The organism is Streptomyces sp. NPDC049040 (genome assembly GCF_043197715.1).
Classification (GTDB): Bacteria; Actinomycetota; Actinomycetes; order Streptomycetales; family Streptomycetaceae; genus Actinacidiphila.
Genome location: NZ_JBICTO010000014.1, coordinates 1 through 16,216 on the forward strand (window position 1 = coordinate 1; position 16,216 = coordinate 16,216).

At 71.6% G+C, this 16,216-nt stretch carries 15 protein-coding genes and 1 pseudogene; 9 read left to right on the top strand and 7 right to left on the bottom strand.

Annotation, left to right across the window (positions count from 1 at the left end; all coding sequences use genetic code 11):
- The 6 genes and pseudogenes from ACGFMP_RS27820 to pssA all read left to right on the top strand — a co-directional run.
- Window positions 1-263 (top strand): annotated as a pseudogene (locus ACGFMP_RS27820) (crotonyl-CoA carboxylase/reductase); the annotation flags it as partial.
- Window positions 263-2,269 carry a protein meaA gene (locus ACGFMP_RS27825; protein ID WP_393675758.1) on the top strand — a complete coding sequence of 669 codons (2,007 nt, stop codon included), beginning with the start codon at window positions 263-265 and terminating at the stop codon, window positions 2,267-2,269. The pseudogene ACGFMP_RS27820 and the gene ACGFMP_RS27825, both read left to right, overlap by 1 nt.
- Before the next feature lie 2 nt (window positions 2,270-2,271).
- Complete coding sequence (locus ACGFMP_RS27830) at window positions 2,272-2,778, top strand: MaoC family dehydratase (RefSeq protein WP_393675891.1); 507 nt, start codon at window positions 2,272-2,274, stop codon at window positions 2,776-2,778.
- 4 nt (window positions 2,779-2,782) lie between these two features.
- The gene (locus ACGFMP_RS27835; RefSeq protein WP_393675759.1) at window positions 2,783-3,997 is read left to right on the top strand and encodes an acyl-CoA dehydrogenase family protein; all 1,215 of its coding nucleotides are present in this window, start codon (window positions 2,783-2,785) and stop codon (window positions 3,995-3,997) included.
- A gap of 181 nt (window positions 3,998-4,178) precedes the next feature.
- Window positions 4,179-4,826: a phosphatidylserine decarboxylase gene (locus ACGFMP_RS27840; protein ID WP_393675760.1), complete on the top strand. Its 648-nt coding sequence runs from the start codon at window positions 4,179-4,181 to the stop codon at window positions 4,824-4,826.
- On the top strand, window positions 4,813-5,664 hold the full coding sequence (pssA, locus tag ACGFMP_RS27845; protein WP_393675761.1) for a CDP-diacylglycerol--serine O-phosphatidyltransferase: 852 nt from the start codon (window positions 4,813-4,815) through the stop codon (window positions 5,662-5,664). The genes ACGFMP_RS27840 and pssA overlap by 14 nt, the downstream gene beginning before the upstream one ends.
- Window positions 5,665-5,968: 304 nt before the next feature.
- Here pssA and ACGFMP_RS27850 read toward each other — a convergent pair whose 3' ends face one another.
- Window positions 5,969-7,120, bottom strand: coding sequence for a glycerate kinase (locus ACGFMP_RS27850; RefSeq protein ID WP_393675762.1), 1,152 nt, complete (start codon window positions 7,118-7,120; stop codon window positions 5,969-5,971).
- 122 nt (window positions 7,121-7,242) lie between these two features.
- On the opposite strand from ACGFMP_RS27850, the gene ACGFMP_RS27855 reads away from it, so the two are divergent.
- A complete protein-coding gene (locus ACGFMP_RS27855) occupies window positions 7,243-7,743 on the top strand; it encodes an NUDIX domain-containing protein (RefSeq protein WP_393675763.1) in 501 nt (166 codons plus the stop codon).
- 6 nt (window positions 7,744-7,749) lie between these two features.
- Here ACGFMP_RS27855 and ACGFMP_RS27860 read toward each other — a convergent pair whose 3' ends face one another.
- The gene (locus tag ACGFMP_RS27860; RefSeq protein WP_393675764.1) at window positions 7,750-8,220 is read right to left on the bottom strand and encodes an SCP2 sterol-binding domain-containing protein; all 471 of its coding nucleotides are present in this window, start codon (window positions 8,218-8,220) and stop codon (window positions 7,750-7,752) included.
- A 323-nt stretch (window positions 8,221-8,543) separates the two neighbouring features.
- On the opposite strand from ACGFMP_RS27860, the gene ACGFMP_RS27865 reads away from it, so the two are divergent.
- A complete protein-coding gene (locus ACGFMP_RS27865; protein WP_393675765.1) occupies window positions 8,544-8,846 on the top strand; it encodes a hypothetical protein in 303 nt (100 codons plus the stop codon).
- Window positions 8,847-8,904: 58 nt separating this feature from the next.
- Here ACGFMP_RS27865 and ACGFMP_RS27870 read toward each other — a convergent pair whose 3' ends face one another.
- The 5 genes from ACGFMP_RS27870 to ACGFMP_RS27890 all read right to left on the bottom strand — a co-directional run bounded on the left by ACGFMP_RS27870 (window position 8,905) and on the right by ACGFMP_RS27890 (window position 15,107).
- The gene (locus ACGFMP_RS27870) at window positions 8,905-10,371 is read right to left on the bottom strand and encodes a phytoene desaturase family protein (RefSeq protein WP_393675766.1); all 1,467 of its coding nucleotides are present in this window, start codon (window positions 10,369-10,371) and stop codon (window positions 8,905-8,907) included.
- Window positions 10,372-10,450: 79 nt separating this feature from the next.
- Window positions 10,451-11,464 (bottom strand): TIGR03842 family LLM class F420-dependent oxidoreductase, encoded by a 1,014-nt coding sequence (locus ACGFMP_RS27875; RefSeq protein ID WP_393675767.1) that lies wholly within the window; start codon window positions 11,462-11,464, stop codon window positions 10,451-10,453.
- Between the two features lie 37 nt (window positions 11,465-11,501).
- The gene (gene hydA, locus ACGFMP_RS27880; protein ID WP_393675768.1) at window positions 11,502-12,908 is read right to left on the bottom strand and encodes a dihydropyrimidinase; all 1,407 of its coding nucleotides are present in this window, start codon (window positions 12,906-12,908) and stop codon (window positions 11,502-11,504) included.
- On the bottom strand, window positions 12,905-14,260 hold the full coding sequence (locus ACGFMP_RS27885; RefSeq protein ID WP_393675769.1) for an aspartate aminotransferase family protein: 1,356 nt from the start codon (window positions 14,258-14,260) through the stop codon (window positions 12,905-12,907). Before ACGFMP_RS27885 ends, hydA begins: the two co-directional genes overlap by 4 nt.
- 4 nt (window positions 14,261-14,264) lie before the next feature.
- Window positions 14,265-15,107: a nitrilase-related carbon-nitrogen hydrolase gene (locus ACGFMP_RS27890; RefSeq protein WP_393675770.1), complete on the bottom strand. Its 843-nt coding sequence runs from the start codon at window positions 15,105-15,107 to the stop codon at window positions 14,265-14,267.
- A 358-nt stretch (window positions 15,108-15,465) separates the two neighbouring features.
- Between ACGFMP_RS27890 and ACGFMP_RS27895 the strand changes: the two genes are divergently transcribed.
- Entirely contained in the window at window positions 15,466-16,191 is a 726-nt protein-coding gene (locus tag ACGFMP_RS27895; RefSeq protein ID WP_393675771.1) for a hypothetical protein, read from the top strand.
- Window positions 16,192-16,216 lie beyond the last annotated feature (25 nt).

Genomic DNA, 16,216 nt, shown 5'->3' on the forward strand with positions numbered 1-16,216 from the left:
AGAAGATCATCGGCTCCCACTTCGCCAACTACCGCGAAGCATGGGAAGCCAACCGCCTCATCGCCAAAGGCAGGATCCATCCCACCCTGTCGCGCACCTACCGGCTGGCCGACACGGGGCAGGCCGCCTACGACGTCCACCGCAACCTCCACCACGGCAAGGTCGGCGTCCTGGCGCTGGCACCCGAGGAGGGCATGGGCGTGTCGGACCCGGAGATGCGCGAGCGGCACCTGCCGGCCATCAACCGCTTCCGGGACGCCTGATGGAGCCGCGCGAGCAGGGCGGGAAGGACCGGCCCTGGCTGATGCGGACCTACGCGGGCCATTCCACCGCCGAGGCATCCAACGCGCTCTACCGGCGCAACCTCGACAAGGGCCAGACCGGCCTGTCGGTCGCCTTCGACCTGCCGACGCAGACGGGCTACGACGCCGACCACGTGCTGGCACGCGGCGAGGTGGGCAGGGTCGGGGTGCCGGTGGGGCACCTGGGCGACATGCGGCGGCTGTTCGAGGACATCCCGCTGGAGCGGACGAACACCTCGATGACCATCAACGCCACCGCCATGTGGCTGCTGGCGCTCTACCAGGTGGTCGCCGAGGAGCAGGGCGCGGACATCGCCGCGCTCCAGGGCACCACGCAGAACGACATCGTCAAGGAGTACCTGTCCCGCGGTACGCACGTCTTCCCGCCGGTTCCGTCGCTGCGGCTGACCACCGACATGATCACGTACACCGTGCACCACATGCCGCGGTGGAACCCGATCAACATCTGCAGCTACCACCTCCAGGAGGCCGGGGCCACGCCGGTGCAGGAGATCGCCTACGCGATGTCCACCGCCGTCGCGGTGCTCGACGCGGTCTTCGCGTCCGGCCAGGTGCCGGAGGAGCGCAGGGGCGAGGTGGTCGGCCGGATCTCCTTCTTCGTCAACGCCGGGGTCCGCTTCGTCGAGGAGATGTGCAAGATGCGCGCCTTCGGCCGGGTCTGGGACACCCTCACCCGGGAGCGCTACGGCATCGAGGACCCCAGGCACCGGCGCTTCCGCTACGGCGTGCAGGTCAACTCCCTCGGCCTGACCGAGGCGCAGCCGGAGAACAACGTCCAGCGGATCGTGCTGGAGATGCTGGCCGTCACGCTGTCGAAGGACGCCCGCGCGCGGGCCGTCCAACTGCCGGCGTGGAACGAGGCCCTGGGCCTGCCCCGGCCGTGGGACCAGCAGTGGAGCCTGCGGATACAGCAGGTGCTCGCGCACGAGAGCGACCTGCTGGAGTACGCCGACCTCTTCGACGGCAGCCATGTGGTCGAGGCGAAGGTCGCGGAACTGGTCGAGCAGGCGACCGCCGAGATCGCGCACATCGAGGAGCTGGGCGGCGCGATGGCGGCCGTCGAGTCCGGCTACCTGAAGTCGGAACTCGTCGCCTCGCACGCCGCCCGCCGGGCGCGGATCGAGTCCGGCGAGGAGAAGGTCGTCGGCGTCAACATCCATGAGAGCACCGAGCCGAGCCCGCTGACCGCGGATCTGGACACCGCCATCATGACGGTCGACCCCGCGAACGAGGCCCGGGTGGTGGCCGCGCTGCACGAATGGCGGCAGTCCCGCGACGAGCCGCGGGCCAAGGCCGCCCTCGACGCCCTGCGGTCGGCAGCCACTGGTACGGACAACCTGATGGCGGCGACGCTGGACTGCGCCCGGGCGGGCGTGACGACCGGCGAGTGGTCGTGGGCGCTGCGGGACGTCTTCGGCGAATTCCGCGCCCCGACCGGGGTCGGCTCGGCGCCGGTCGCGGTGGCCGCGGAGGAGGGCAGCCCGCTGGCGGACGTACGCCGCAGGGTCGCGGTCACCGCGAAGGAGCTGGGCGGCGGGCGGCTGCGGCTGCTGGTCGGCAAGCCGGGACTGGACGGGCACTCCAACGGCGCCGAGCAGATAGCGGTACGCGCGAGGGACGCCGGTTTCGAGGTGGTCTACCAGGGGATCAGGCTGACCCCTGAGCAGATCGTGTCCGCGGCGGTCGCAGAGGACGTGCACTGCGTGGGACTGTCGATCCTTTCCGGTTCGCACGCGGAGCTGGTCCCCGACGTGCTGGAGCGGCTGCGCCGGGCGGGGGTCGACGACATCCCCGTGGTCGTCGGCGGCATCATTCCGGCGGCGGACGCAACCGCTCTGCGGGCCGCCGGTGTGGCGGCGGTGTTCACACCCAAGGACTTCGGTATCACCGGGATAATCGGCCGGATCGTGGACGAGATCAGGCGCGCGAACAAGCTGGAGGTATGACTGTGCAGTTCGGCCGCACATATGAGGAGTTCGAGGTCGGTGCCGTATACAAGCACTGGCCGGGAAAGACGGTCACGGAATACGACGACCACCTCTTCTGCCTCCTCACCATGAATCACCACCCGCTGCACATGGATGCCAACTACGCCGAGAAGAGCACCGACTTCGGCCGCAACGTCGTCGTCGGGAACTACGTCTACTCGCTGCTGCTCGGGATGTCGGTACCCGACGTGTCGGGCAAGGCCATCGCCAATCTGGAGGTCGAGTCGCTGCGGCACGTGGCGCCGACCTTCCACGGTGACACCGTCTACGGCGAGTCGACGGTGCTCGACAAGTGGCCGTCGAAGTCGAAGAGCGACCGCGGCGTCGTCCAGGTGGAGACCCGCGGGCACAACCAGGACGGCACCCTGATCTGCGTCTTCCGGCGCAAGGTGATGGTGCCGACCGCCACCTACATCGAGCAGCGCGGCGGGGAGCAGCCCGGGCGCCCGCAACCGGAGGGGAACTGAGCAGATGGCCGACCGACTCGCGCAGACCGACGGGCTGACCGACATCCAGCAGGAGATCCTCTCCACCGTCCGCAGCTTCGTGGACAAGGAGATCCTGCCGGTCGCCACCGAGCTCGAACACCGCGACGAATACCCCACGGACATCGTCGAGGGCCTCAAGGAACTCGGCATCTTCGGCCTGATGATCCCCGAGGAGTACGGCGGTCTCGGGGAATCGCTGCTGACCTACGCGCTGACCGTGGAGGAGATCGCCCGCGGCTGGATGAGTGTGTCGGGAATCATCAACACGCACTTCATCGTCGCCTACATGATCAAGCAGCACGGCACGCAGGAGCAGAAGGACCGTTTCCTGCCGCGGATGGCGACCGGCGAGGTGCGTGGCGCGTTCTCGATGTCCGAGCCGGGGCTCGGCTCGGACGTGTCGGCGATCCGCACCAAGGGCGTACGCGACGGGGACGACTACGTCCTGAACGGCCAGAAGATGTGGCTGACCAACGGCGGCTCGTCGAACCTGGTGGCGGTGCTGTGCCGCACGGACGAGGGGCAGCCCGAGGACGCGCCCGCGCACCGGTCGATGACGACCTTCCTGATCGAGAAGGAGCCGGGCTTCGGCCCGAACCCCACCGTCCCCGGCCTGACCGTGCCCGGCAAGATCGACAAGATGGGCTACAAGGGCGTCGACACCACGGAGCTGATCCTCCAGGACGTGCGGGTGCCCGCCGACAGCGTGCTGGGCGGGGCCGGCGGGCAGGGCTTCTACCAGATGATGGACGGGGTCGAGGTGGGCCGGGTGAACGTGGCCGCCCGCGGCTGCGGCGTGGCCAGGCGCGCCTTCGAGCTGGGCATTTCCTACGCACAGCAGAGGCACACCTTCGGCAAGGCCATCGCACAGCACCAGGCGATCCAGTTCAAGCTTGCCGAAATGGCCACCAAGGTGGAGGCCGCACACCAGATGATGGTCAATGCCGCACGCAAGAAGGATTCCGGCGAGCGGAACGACCTCGAGGCCGGAATGGCGAAGTATCTGGCGGCAGAGTTCTGCAAGGAGGTAGTGGAGGACGCCTTCCGCATCCACGGCGGCTACGGCTTCTCCAAGGAGTACGAGATCGAGCGGCTCTACCGGGAGGCACCGATGCTGCTGATCGGCGAGGGGACCGCAGAGATCCAGAAAATGATCATCGGCAGGAGACTTCTGGAGGAGTATCGAATTCAGGGATGAATGTCCGTATTTGGGATGATTTATCCGAGGCAAACGTCACAGTCTGTCATGGGTGAGGCCACCGGAACCAGCCACCGACTCGCCCTTGCGCTTGCCGAGTTGCCGGTGTCAGCCGATACCATCGACGAAAGCCGCCGTCCCCTGAAGTAATTCGCGGCATCCTCCGCTACGAAGGTCTTCCATGCCCCACAGCCATTCCCCTGCACCACGCGGCCGGGTCCGCCTCGCACGTGGCGCATCACCGTGGCTCCTCCCGACCGTGGCCACCGCGGCGGTCTCCCTCGCCAAGGCGCGCCGCTCCGGCCGCTGGGCAACCGTGGCCGTCCCCGCCACCGCGCTCGCGGCCGGGATGCTGTGGTTCTTCCGCGACCCCGAGCGGGAGATCGCCGAAGGCCGGGTCATCAGCCCGGCCGACGGCGTGGTCCAGAGCGTCATGCCGTGGAAGGACGGACGCACCCGCGTCGCGATCTTCATGAGCCCGCTGAACGTGCACGTCAACCGCGCGCCGCTCACCGGCACGGTCATGTCCGTCGAGCACATCCCCGGCGGGTACGTACCGGCGTTCAACAAGGAGAGCGAGAACAACGAGCGGGTGGTCTGGCACTTCGACACCGACGCGGGCGACATCGAGATGGTGCAGATCGCCGGGGCCGTGGCGCGGCGGATCGTGCCGTACGTCCCGCGCGGCTGCAAGGTCGAGCAGGGCGACCGGATCGGGCTGATCCGCTTCGGCTCCCGGGTCGACGTGTACCTTCCGGCCGGGATCGAAGCGGGTGTCGAGGTCGGTCAGACCACCACTGCAGGGGTGACACGCCTTGACCGTGACTGATCAGGACACGGCTCAGTCCAGCTGGGTCACCGAACTCCAGGACGAGGTCGGCGACCTCCCCCTGTCGACCCGGCTGTCCATCGCCGACGCGCTCACCCTGGGCAACGCGATCTGCGGCTTCATGGCGGTGTACTTCACCACCACCGGGGTCCTCGTGCCGCACCTGATGGGCACCAGCGACGGCGGCATGTCCAAGCACAGCGCCGCCACGGCGGTCACGCTGATGCTGCTGGCCTCCGTCTTCGACCTCTTCGACGGGCTCGTCGCACGCAAACTGCGCAGCTCGGCCATGGGGGCCGAACTGGACAACCTCTCCGACCTCATCAGCTTCGGGCTCGCCCCGGCGTATTTCGTGGTCGTCTGGGGTCTGGTCGCCGACGACGCACACGGCAAGGTGTCGGCTGTCGCCGCGGTGCTCGTGGTCCTGGCCGTCGTACTGCGGCTGGCCCGCTTCTCCTGCACGACGCTGCGGGACGGGGTCTTCCAGGGCATGCCGAGCCCCTTCGGGGCGATGACCGTGGTGTCGGTCGTGCTGCTGGAGCTGCCCTTCGTGCCGACCATCGCCGCGATCGTGGGCGTGGCCTGGCTGATGGTGAGCCGGGTCGAGTATCCCAAGCCGCGCGGGCGGCTGGCCGTCCTCACGCTGGCGTGGATCCTGGTCAGCATGGGCTGCCTCACCGCTTGGACGCTCGACGCCCCCGGCGGCCACCAGCTCCTCCAGACCGGCGCCGCGCTCCAGTGCCTGGCCGCCGCCGTGATTCCCTGCTTCGCGACGACGCGCCGCGTGAACACGATGCGGGCCAATCGGCGTGAGGCCCGAGCCGAGGCGCTCCGCTAGGCTCCCCGAAACCCCCGGCCGCCCCTTCCTCGGGGCGCCCGGGGGTTTCCCCATTCCCCACGACGGCCGTCACGGCCGCCCCCAGGCGGTGGTGCGGCTCCCCTGCGCAGGGGGGTGCCCTTCAGGGGCGCTGGGGGTACCCCCAGGCGAAGCTCTGGGGGCGGAACGGCGCGAGCAGCCCACCACCGGGCGGCGGCCCGGAAACGACAGGAACAGCCCCTCTGGGACGGTGACGACCCGCGCCCCTACGGGGCTCGGCACCTGCGCAGTGGGCACCCGGGAAGGCGCCCCTGCGAGGGATCGGCTAGGTCAGGAAGTCCTGGGCCAGGTGGGAGGCCAGGCGTTCCAGGAGGGGGCCGGCTTCCGCCATGGAGCGGGACGGGTCGGGCTCCAGGTCGGAGAGGGCGTAGGCGCGGCGGATGCCGGCCCGGCCGAGGTCGGCCGGGGGGAGGGTGAGGCGGCCGCAGACGGCCACCACGTCGATGCCGCGGGCGCGGGCGGCGCGGGCCACCCCGGCCGGCGCCTTGCCGTGCAGGGTCTGCTCGTCCAGGGAGCCCTCGCCGGTGATGACGAGCGTGGCACCGTCGAGGGCCGCCTCGAAGCCGAGGACGTCGAGCAGCACCTCGATCCCTGGCCGGAAGGCGGCCCGCAGGCCGACCAGCGCGCCGAAGCCGATGCCGCCGGCGGCCCCGGCGCCGGGCGCCTCGGCCTCATCGGTGGCGCCGAGCACCTCGGCGAAGCGCCCGAGCGCCGCGTCGAGGACGGCGACGTCCGCCGCGGAGGCGCCCTTCTGGGGTCCGTAGACCGCCGCGGCGCCCTTGGGCCCGAGCAGCGGGTTGTCGACGTCGCTGGCCAGCACGACCTCGGTGGCGGCGAGCCGCGGGTCGAGGCCGCCGAGGTCGGCGGTGGCGAGATCGGCGAGCGGTCCGCCGCCGGGCGCGAGCGGCGCCCCTTCTGCGTCCAGCAGCCGGGCGCCGAGCGCGCTGAGCATGCCCGCGCCGCCGTCGTTGGTGGCGCTGCCGCCGACGCCGAGCACGATGGTGCGCGCTCCCGCGTCGAGGGCGGCCCGCAGCAGTTCCCCGGTGCCGTGGGTGGTCGCGGTGAGCGGTGCGTAGACCCCGGCGGGCAGGTGCCGCAGCCCTGAGGCCTCGGCCATCTCCACCACCGCGGTGGTGCCGCGCAGCGCGTACGCCGCCTCGACGGGCTCGCCGAGCGGCCCGGTGACGCGTACCGTGCGCCGGTCGAAGCCGGCGGCCACCGCCGCGTCGACCGTACCGTCGCCGCCGTCGGCGACCGGCAGCGCGGTCACCTCGATGCCGGGCACGACGGAGCGCAGTCCGGTGGTGACATGCTCGGCCACCTGCACCGCGGTCAGCGAACCCTTGAACTTGTCGGCGGCGATCAGCACGCGCCCCGTGGTACTCCCTGCGGTGTCGGACACCTTGGTCTTCTCCATCCGATACGGAACATCGCGCCTTTCGGACCCTATCCCGGCGGGGCGCCCGTGCCCATCGGCAGCGCGGGCGGTGAGCGTCCGATTACGGCCCGTCCGCGCGCCAGGCGCCGTAAATTGGCGGTATGACGACCGACTTCGCGACCTACGTCGCCGGCCTGCCGAAGATCCTCGCGGGTGCCAGCATGCTGTGCCGTTCGGCGGACGGCCGGATCCTGATCGTGGAGCCGAACTACCGCGACGACGGGACGTGGACGCTGCCGGGCGGCACGATCGAGTCCGACCAGGACGAGACGCCGCGGCAGGGCGCGCGCCGGGAGACCGCGGAGGAGATCGGCCTCGACCTGGAGCCGGGCGCACTGCTGGTGCTGGACTGGTCCTCGGGTCCCGGGCGGCCGCCGTCGGTGAGCTTCCTCTACGACGGCGGGGTGCTTTCGCAGGAGCAGCTCGCGGCGGTCCGGCTTCAGGAGGAGGAGCTGGACTCCTGGCGGCTGATCGATCCGGCGGAGACGGACCGCTATTTCGCGCCGGGCCAGGCGGGCCGTATCCGTGCGGCCCTGGCGGCGCTGGCCGCGGGCACCGGGACCGCCGAGCTGGTCGGCGGGCGCCCGGTCACCGCGGGCTGAGGCGCGTCAGGCCTTGGGGATGTCGAAGAAGTAGGTGAGGCCGCCGGCCAGCCGGATGTCGCCCTTGAGCTTGAGCTTGCGGGTGAAGAAGAGGGTCGGGCCCGAGGCGTTGCCCGACACGAGCCGGAGGAATTCCGGCGCGGCCATGGTGAGGCTGAGCTGCGCCTCGCGGTCGGTGCGCTCGGAGGTGACCGTGCAGGTGCCACCGCCGATGTGCGTCTCGTAGACGTCGTCGGCGCCGCCGTCGCCCTCGGTGATCCGCCAGCGGATGAGCGCGTCCCGGCCTGCGGCCGCGTCGGGCTTGAAGAGGGTGTGCATCCGTCCGAAGACCTCGTCGAGAACGCGGCGGCGCTGGGGTCCGCTCATCAGTTCCGCGATCCGCCTGGTGGGCATGCCCTTGACGATCCTGGCGAATTCCTGCGGTTCCACCGAGCCGAAGTCGAGGGTCTCCAGGTCGAGATCGTCCAGTGCGGCCATCGGCCACCGTCCTTACCACAGAGTAAACTTACCGACGGGTAAGCCTAGTTTCCGTACGCCTCGGTGACAACCCGGCCAATCGCGGGTGACCGTTTCCCCGGAACATCCCTGCAGGGAACGGAAATCGGCGACACAGAGCAACCTTTACCCCTATGCTTCCGATTCGGCACCGCGAACTACCCCACAGTAAAGGGTGCCTTGCGGCCTGAGCCGCTTACTTCGGCATGCCCCCACCCCACCACGGCCCGCTGCGGCCGCATGTGGCGTTTGCCGGGCTGCCCGTCCCCACCGCTCGGTTCACCTTTTCGAAAGGCGCATATCCCATGTCCCAGCCCCAGACGCTCGGCAACGGCCAGAACACCTCGTGGGAGAAGTTCTGGTACGTCCTCGGCTGCATCTACTTCGGCGCCTACTACCTGTCCAAGGTCCCGGCGAAGAAGGCGCTCAGCGAGTACGGCCTGGTGGAGATGACCAGCGCCGAGAAGTTCTGGTATGTCGTGCTCTGCATCTTCGTGGGCGCCGGCTACTTCAACAAGGTCATCACGAAGCGCGCCCTCTCCGAGGTCCGCTTCGCCGCCCCGCAGGCCTTCACGCCGCCGGCCGGCCAGTCGCCGTACGCGCCCTGACCGCAGCCGCCGCCCGGTACGGCGCCGCCTCCCGCCAGGGGTGGCGCCCAGGGTGCTGTCAGCGGCCGGCCGAGCGGCGCAGGTGCCGCAGCACGGCACGGGCCGCGTTGTGGCCGCTCATCCCGTGCACGCCGGGTCCCGGCGGGGTCGCGGACGAGCAGAGGAAGACCCCGGGGCGCCGGGTGGCGTAGGGCACCGCCGCGAGCCGCGGGCGCAGGACGGTCTGCAGGCCGGCGAACGCGCCGCAGGCCACGTCGCCGCCCACGTAGTTGGCGTTGCGCGCGGCGAGCCCTGCGGGGCCGGTGACGGCGCGGGCCAGCACCAGGTCGCGGAAGCCGGGCGCGAAGCGTTCGATCTGCCGCTCCACCGCGTCGGTGGCATTGCCGTGCCAGTCGTGCGGGACGTGGCCGTAAGCCCAGAAGACGTGTTTGCCCTCCGGCGCCCTGGACGGGTCCACCACGGTGGGCTGCGAGGTGATCAGGAACGGGGTGTGCGGCGGCCGCCCGGTGACCGCCCGGGTCAGCGCGTCGCCGATCTCGGTGTAGGTCGGGCCGATGTGCACGGTCCCGGCCCGCCGCGCCTGCGGCGAGGTCCATGGCACCGGCCCGTCGAGGGCGTAGTCGATCTTGAAGACCGAGGGCCCGTAGCGGTATCCGCGGTAGGCGTCGCCGAGGGCGGCGATCCTGGCCAGCGCGGTCGGCGAGGTGTCGAAGACGTAGGCGCGGGCCGGCGGCAGTTCGTCGAGCTTGCGCACGGTCACACCGGTGCGGATGACGCCGCCGAGCTCGGTCAGATGGCCGGCCAGCGCGTCGGAGATCGCCTGCGAGCCGCCGCGGGCCACCGGCCAGCCCCGCTCGTGGGCGGCGAGCGCGAACATCATGGCCATCGCCCCGGTGAAGGGCTGGCCCAGCCGGGAGATCGCGTGCCCGGCGAGCCCGGCGATCATCCCCCTGGCCTTGGGGTCGTGGAAGCGCAGCGCCAGCATCGCGGCCGGCGGTGTGCCGGTCAGCCCGAACCGGAGGAAGCGGTAGGGGTCGCGGGGTATGCCGGACCACTGCGGCCGGAAGAAGTCCGCCGCGATGGTGTCCCAGTGGCCGATGTAGGGCGCCATCAGCCTGCGGTACGTGCCCGCGTCGCGCGGCCCCAGGGAGGCGGCGGTCTCGCCGACGGTACGGCCGAGTACCGCCGCGGTGCCGTCGGGGAAGGGGTGCGCCATCGGCAGGTCGGGTTGCAGCCACTCCAGGCCGTGCCGGGCGAGCGGCAGTGCCTGGAAGGCGGGCGAGCCGATGCCGAAGGGGTGCACGGCGGAGCACGGGTCGTGCCGGAAGCCCGGCAGTGTCAGCTCCTCGGTGCGCGCCCCGCCGCCCACGGTGTCGGCGGCCTCGTAGATCTGCACGCTCAGCCCCGCACGGGCGAGTTCGACCGCCGCGGTGAGCCCGTTGGGTCCCGCTCCGACGACCACCGCGTCGGCGACGACGGCCCGCCTCACGGCCGGGCCGCCGTCCGGCCGGCCGGGTCCTTGCACGCACCGACTCCGTTGCCCATGGCGCCATCCAACCAGACGCCGGGGCACCGTGGTTCCGCACCCCGCAAGGCCGGCCGGCTCAGGCCATCGCGGGGATCACCCGGCTCCCGTACGCGTCGATCGTCGCCTCCTTGGCGTCGTGCATGTCGTAGACGGCGAAGTGGTCGACGCCCAGGTCGCGCAGGGCCCGGAGCTTGGCGATGTGCGCCTCGGGCGGCCCGATCAGGCAGAAGCGGTCCACGATGTCGTCGGGCACGAATGCGGTGTCGGGGTTGCCGCTGCGGCCGTGGTGCGCGTAGTCGTAGCCGTGCCGCTGCTTGATGTAGTCGGTCAACTCCTCGGGGACCATGCCGGAGTGCTCGCCGTAGCGGCCGACCATGTCGGCGACGTGGTTGCCGACCATGCCGCCGAACCAGCGGCACTGCTCGCGGGCGTGCGCCAGCGCCTCGGGTGAGTCGTCCGCGGTGACGTAGGCGGGGGCGGCGACGCACACGGTGACGGCGTCCGGGTCGCGCCCGGCGGCCTCCGCCGCGGCACGGACCGCCTTGACCATCCACTCGGTGAGGTAGACGTCGGCGAGTTGCAGGATGAAGCCGTCGGCCAGCTCCCCCGCCATGGCCAGCGCCTTGGGGCCGTACGCGGCCATCCACACCGGCAGGCTGCCGTCCCGCACCCACGGCAGCCGCATCGCGGTGCCGTCGACCACCGCCTCGCGGCCCTCGGCGAGGTCCCTGATGGCGGTGATGGCCTCGCCCAGCCTGGCCAGGGTGTTGGGTGGGCGGCCCGCGACCCGCATCGCCGAGTCGCCGCGGCCGATGCCGCACACCGTGCGGTTGCCGTACATCGAGTTGAGGGTCGCGAAGGTGGAGGCGGTCACCTCCCAGGTGCGGGTGCCCGGGTTGGTGACCATGGTGCCGACGGTGAGCCGCTCGGTGTGGTCGAGGATGCGGCTGTGGATGACGAAGGGCTCCTGCCAGAGCACGGCCGAGTCGAAGGTCCAGCCGCGGGTGAAGCCGTTGCGCTCGGCGCGCCGCATGAGGTCGACGACGTCGGACGCGGGCGGGTCGGTCTGTAGCACGAGGCCGAAGTCCATGGCCGCACTCCTTGGATGACGGGTGGCGTGGAGGTGCTCACAGGTATTGGCAGATGCCGCGCGGGGTGTACTGGCCGTGCCCGGCACGGCCGACGTAGGTCTGCCGGTCGATGACCGGGACACCGCGGGACAGCACGGTCTCCACCCGGCCGGTGATCCGGCGGCCCTCGTAGGCGGAGTAGTCGACGTTCATGTGGTGGGTGGCCGCGGAGATGGTCTGCTCCGCGTGCGGGTCGTAGACGACGACGTCGGCGTCCGCCCCGGGGGCGATGGTGCCCTTGCGCGGGTAGAGGCCGAACATGCGGGCCGGGGCGGCGCAGGCGATGTCGATCCAGCGGCGGCGGGTGATGTGCCCGTCGACCACGGCCTGGTGCAGCAGGTCCATCCGGTTCTCCACCCCGGGCAGCCCGTTGGGGATCTTGGAGAAGTCGCCGCGGCCCATCTCCTTCTGGCCGGTGAAGCAGAACGGGCAGTGGTCGGTGGACACCACCTGGAGGTCGTCGGTGCGCAGCCCGCGCCACAGCGCGGCCTGGTGCTCGCGCGGGCGCAGCGGAGTACTGCACACGTACTTCGCGCCCTCGAAGTCCGGCTCCGCGAGGTTGTCCGTGGACAGGAAGAGGTACTGCGGGCAGGTCTCGCCGAAGACCGGCAGCCCCAGGTCGCGGGCCGCGGTCAGTTCCGCGACGGCCTGCTCGGCGGAGACGTGCACGACGTAGAGCGGTGCGCCGGCCACCCGGGCGAGCTGGATGGCGCGGTGGGTGGCCTCGGCCTCCAGCAGCGCCCGCCGCACCTCGCCGTGGTGACGCGGGTCGGTCTTCCCCGCGGCGAGCGCCTGCTGCACCAGGACGTCGATGGCGATGCCGTTCTCCGCGTGCATCATCACCAGGCCGCCGTTGCCCGAGGCACGCTGCATGGCGCGCAGGATCTGCCCGTCGTCGCTGTAGAAGACCCCGGGGTAGGCCATGAACATCTTGAAGCTGGTGACGCCCTCCTCCACCAGGAGGTCCATCTCGGCGAGCGTCTTGTCGTTCACGTCGGCGACGATCATGTGGAAGCCGTAGTCGATCGCGCACTGGGCGTCGGCCTTGGCGTGCCAGGCGTCCAGACCCGCGCGCAGCGAGGCGCCCACGCCCTGGATCGCGAAGTCCACGATGGTGGTGGTGCCACCCCAGGCGGCGGCCCTGGTGCCGGTCTCGAAGGTGTCGGAGGCGGTGGTGCCCCCGAAGGGCATCTGCATGTGGGTGTGCCCGTCGACCCCGCCGGGGATGACGTATCTGCCGGTGGCGTCGATGGTGCTGTCCGCGGTCCAGCCGGCCGCGGTGTCGCTGTCGTGGGCGGCGAGCGCGGCGATCCTGCCGCCCTCGATCAGGACGTCGGCGTGCATCTCGTCGGCCGCGGTGACGACCAGGCCGCCGCGGATGACGGTACGGGTGCCGCTGCTCATATGGTGACGCCTCCCGTGCTGCTGTCCTGCGGGGTCTCCAGTGCGGTCTGCGCCGCCTTCAGCGCCGCTTCGAGCGCGGCGGCGCCCTCCTCGGCCTCGCTGACGGTCAGCGACAGCGGCGGGGCGATCCGCAGCACGTTGCCCGCCCTGCCGCCCTTGCCGATGAGCAGGCCGTTCTCGCGGGCCGCCTCCAGGACCAGCCCGGCCGCCTCGGCCGAGGGCCGGTCGGTGCCGGGCACGACGAGTTCCACGCCGAGCATCAGGCCGCGCCCGCGCACCTCGCGGACCACGCCGAGGCCGGCGGCGACGGCGTCGAGCCTGGCCTTGAGCAGGCCGCCCACCCGGCGGGCGTTGCCCGGCAGGTCGTGCTCGATGAGGTAGTTCAGGTTGGCCAGCGCCGCGGCGGCGGTGACCGGGCTGCCGCCGAAGGTGGAGATCGAGTTGGCGGTGAGGCAGTTCATCACCTCGGCGCGGGCCACCACGCCGCCCATCGACATGCCGTTGCCGACGCCCTTGGCGAAGGTGAGGATGTCGGGCGGGCCGGCCTTGCCGTGCGCCTGCCAGCCCCAGAAGTGCTCGCCGGTGCGTCCCCAGCCGGTCTGTACCTCGTCGGTGATCCACAGGATGCCGTGCCGGTCGAGCACCTGCTTGAACGCGGCGAACAGCCCGTCCGGCGGCAGCGTGAACCCGCCGACGCCCTGCACGGGTTCCGCGATCAGCGCGGCGACCGAGCCGCCGGCCTGGCCGAGCACGTCCTCCAGGTCGGCGACGCACGCGGTGATGAACTCGGCGTCCGACAGGTGCGCGTAGGGGCCGCGGCTGCGCACCCCGCCGTGCACGTAGAGCGTCTGGAGCGGCGACAGGCTGGTCGGCGACCAGGCCGAATTGCCGGTGATGCCGATCGCGCTGAAGGAGCGGCCGTGGTAGCTGTTGCGCAGCGCCAGGATCTGGTTGGAGCGGCGGTGGGCCGTCGCGAGCAGCAGCGCGGTGTCGTTGGCCTCGGTGCCCGAGGTGGTGAAGAAGACCCGGGCGTCGGGGATGCCGGACAGCCGGGCGATCCGCTCGGCCAACTCGACGGCCTGGCTGCTCAGGTACAGCGTCGAGGAGTGCAGCAGCCGCCCGGCCTGGCCGGCCACTGCGGCGGCGACCTCGGGCAGGGCGTGCGCGGTCATCGTGGTGAGGATGCCGCCGAAGAAGTCGAGGTAGCGGTTGCCCTCGGCGTCCCAGACGTGCCTGCCCTCGCCGTGCGTGAGCTCGATCGGCTGTGCGTAGTACGTGGCGAGCCAGTCGGGCAGCACGGCCCGGTGCCTGGCGTGCAGTGCCGCGTGCGCGTTGGCGGTCTCGGTGGCCATCGGCTCAGGCCTCCGTCAGGTCGCCGTAGGCGTCCGGCCTGCGGTCCCGGTAGAAGGCCCACTGGTTGCGCACCTCGTCGATCAGGTCGAAGTCCAGGTCGCGGACCAGCAGTTCCTCCTTGGTGTCGGAGGCGGTGCCGTCCACGAAGCGGCCGCGGGGGTCGACGAAGTAGCTGGTGCCGTAGAAGTCGTTGTCGCCGTACTCCTCGCGGCCGACCCGGTTGATCGCGGCGACGAAGTACTCGTTGGCGACGGCGGCGGCCGGCTGCTCCAGCTGCCACAGGTAGGCCGACAGGCCGCGGCTGGTGGCGCTCGGGTTGTAGACGAGTTGGGCGCCGGCCAGGCCGAGGGCGCGCCAGCCCTCGGGGAAGTGCCGGTCGTAGCAGATGTAGACGCCGATCCTGCCGACCGCGGTGTCGAAGACCGGCCAGCCGAGGTTGCCGGGTTTGAAGTAGTACTTCTCCCAGAAGCCGGTCACCTGAGGGATGTGGTGCTTGCGGTACTTGCCGAGGAAGCTGCCGTCGGCGTCGATGACCGCCGCGGTGTTGAAGTAGACCCCCGGCTGCTCGATCTCGAAGACCGGGACGACGACGACCATGCCCGTCTCCCGGGCGAGTTCCTGCATCCGCCGCACGGTCGGGCCGTCGGGCACCGCCTCCGCCCACCGGTAGTGCTCCGGCTCCTGGACCTGGCAGAAGTAGGGGGCGTTGAAGACCTCCTGGAAGCCGATCACCTTCGCGCCCTGCGCGGCGGCGGCCCTGGCGTGTTCCTCATGCTTGACGATCATTGTCTCGGTGTCACCGGTCCAGGTCGCCTGGACCAGCGCGGCACGCACGACATTGCTCATGGCAGCAACTCCTCTGACGCGACGTCACGCCGGTTCTACGCACGTAGATCCCCGCCGTCCGACGAACGTAAATCCCTCGCCCCACTCTGACAAGGCCCCCGCCGTTACCGCCTGACGTCCCCCATGTTTCGCCCGTGCCCGACCCGTACGGCTCACTGCGTGCGGCGCGCCGGGGCGCGGTGGCTTGAAGCAGTTCATGCGCGGGCGGCCGCCCGCGGCCGCGTTCGAGGGCCGCGGCCCCGCGCACCGGGGGCCGCGGGAGGGCGATTCGAACGGCGGCGGCGGGCCGGTGAGCACTTCCCGCCATAGTCAGCCATTCGGCTGAGCTGGTGGGATGTCCGGATTTAACGTATCGATCATGAAAGCCGTACGCCGTACGCGGATGCGCCTGGCCGCCGCCTGGCTGGCCGCGCCCCTGCTGCTGGCCTGGGCCGGGCAGGCGGCGGCCGAGCCGGCGCCCGCCGCCGGCGGGGTGGCGGTGGCTGTCGGCTGCGCCCCCTCCGCCGGATGCGGGGTCCTGGTGGTCGTCTGCGGCCCCGGCGGCCGCGTCACCGACGTGGTGCGACTGGCGGGCACTCCCCCGCTGCTGCCGACGGGTGGGCTGACCGTACGCGTCGGCGACGCGTGCCGGCCGCCCACGGCCCCGACACCGCCGCCCGCCACGGCGACCCCGACGACGCCTGCGACGGCGGCTCCGACCACGGCTCCGCCGCCGACCGCACCGGCGACCGCGTCCCCGTCCACCGCCCCGGGCACCGCGGGGCCCGGGACGTCCCTGCCGCCGGCCACCTCACCGCCGCCTGCGCCCGGCGCTGCGGTACCGCGCCCCGCCGCCTTCGGCCCCGCCGCCGCGGCCACCGCGCCGGCCCCGCCTGCCGTCCCCGGCCGCCCCGCACCGCATGCGCCGCGCACGCCCCGGCCCGCCGGCACCTCCGGCTACGCGCTGCCGCCGCCGGGCGGCGAACCGTACTCCGACCACGGCTCGGACGACGCCGCCCGCTGGTGGCTGATGACCATGGCGGTCGTCCTGCTGCCCGCCGCCCTGGGGGCGCTGCCGTACCGCCACATCCGGCGCCGGACCTGAAGGCCCGTGAGGCCCCAAGGCCCTG

Coding starts and splice junctions, on each gene's coding strand:
- ACGFMP_RS27825 (WP_393675758.1), top strand. CDS start 263: ATGGAGCCGCGCGAGCAGGGCGGGAAGGACCGGCCCTGGCTGATGCGG.
- ACGFMP_RS27835 (WP_393675759.1), top strand. CDS start 2,783: ATGGCCGACCGACTCGCGCAGACCGACGGGCTGACCGACATCCAGCAG.
- ACGFMP_RS27840 (WP_393675760.1), top strand. CDS start 4,179: ATGCCCCACAGCCATTCCCCTGCACCACGCGGCCGGGTCCGCCTCGCA.
- ACGFMP_RS27850 (WP_393675762.1), bottom strand. CDS start 7,120: ATGGAGAAGACCAAGGTGTCCGACACCGCAGGGAGTACCACGGGGCGC.
- ACGFMP_RS27855 (WP_393675763.1), top strand. CDS start 7,243: ATGACGACCGACTTCGCGACCTACGTCGCCGGCCTGCCGAAGATCCTC.
- ACGFMP_RS27860 (WP_393675764.1), bottom strand. CDS start 8,220: ATGGCCGCACTGGACGATCTCGACCTGGAGACCCTCGACTTCGGCTCG.
- ACGFMP_RS27865 (WP_393675765.1), top strand. CDS start 8,544: ATGTCCCAGCCCCAGACGCTCGGCAACGGCCAGAACACCTCGTGGGAG.
- ACGFMP_RS27875 (WP_393675767.1), bottom strand. CDS start 11,464: ATGGACTTCGGCCTCGTGCTACAGACCGACCCGCCCGCGTCCGACGTC.
- hydA (WP_393675768.1), bottom strand. CDS start 12,908: ATGAGCAGCGGCACCCGTACCGTCATCCGCGGCGGCCTGGTCGTCACC.
- ACGFMP_RS27885 (WP_393675769.1), bottom strand. CDS start 14,260: ATGGCCACCGAGACCGCCAACGCGCACGCGGCACTGCACGCCAGGCAC.
- ACGFMP_RS27890 (WP_393675770.1), bottom strand. CDS start 15,107: ATGAGCAATGTCGTGCGTGCCGCGCTGGTCCAGGCGACCTGGACCGGT.
- ACGFMP_RS27895 (WP_393675771.1), top strand. CDS start 15,466: ATGAAAGCCGTACGCCGTACGCGGATGCGCCTGGCCGCCGCCTGGCTG.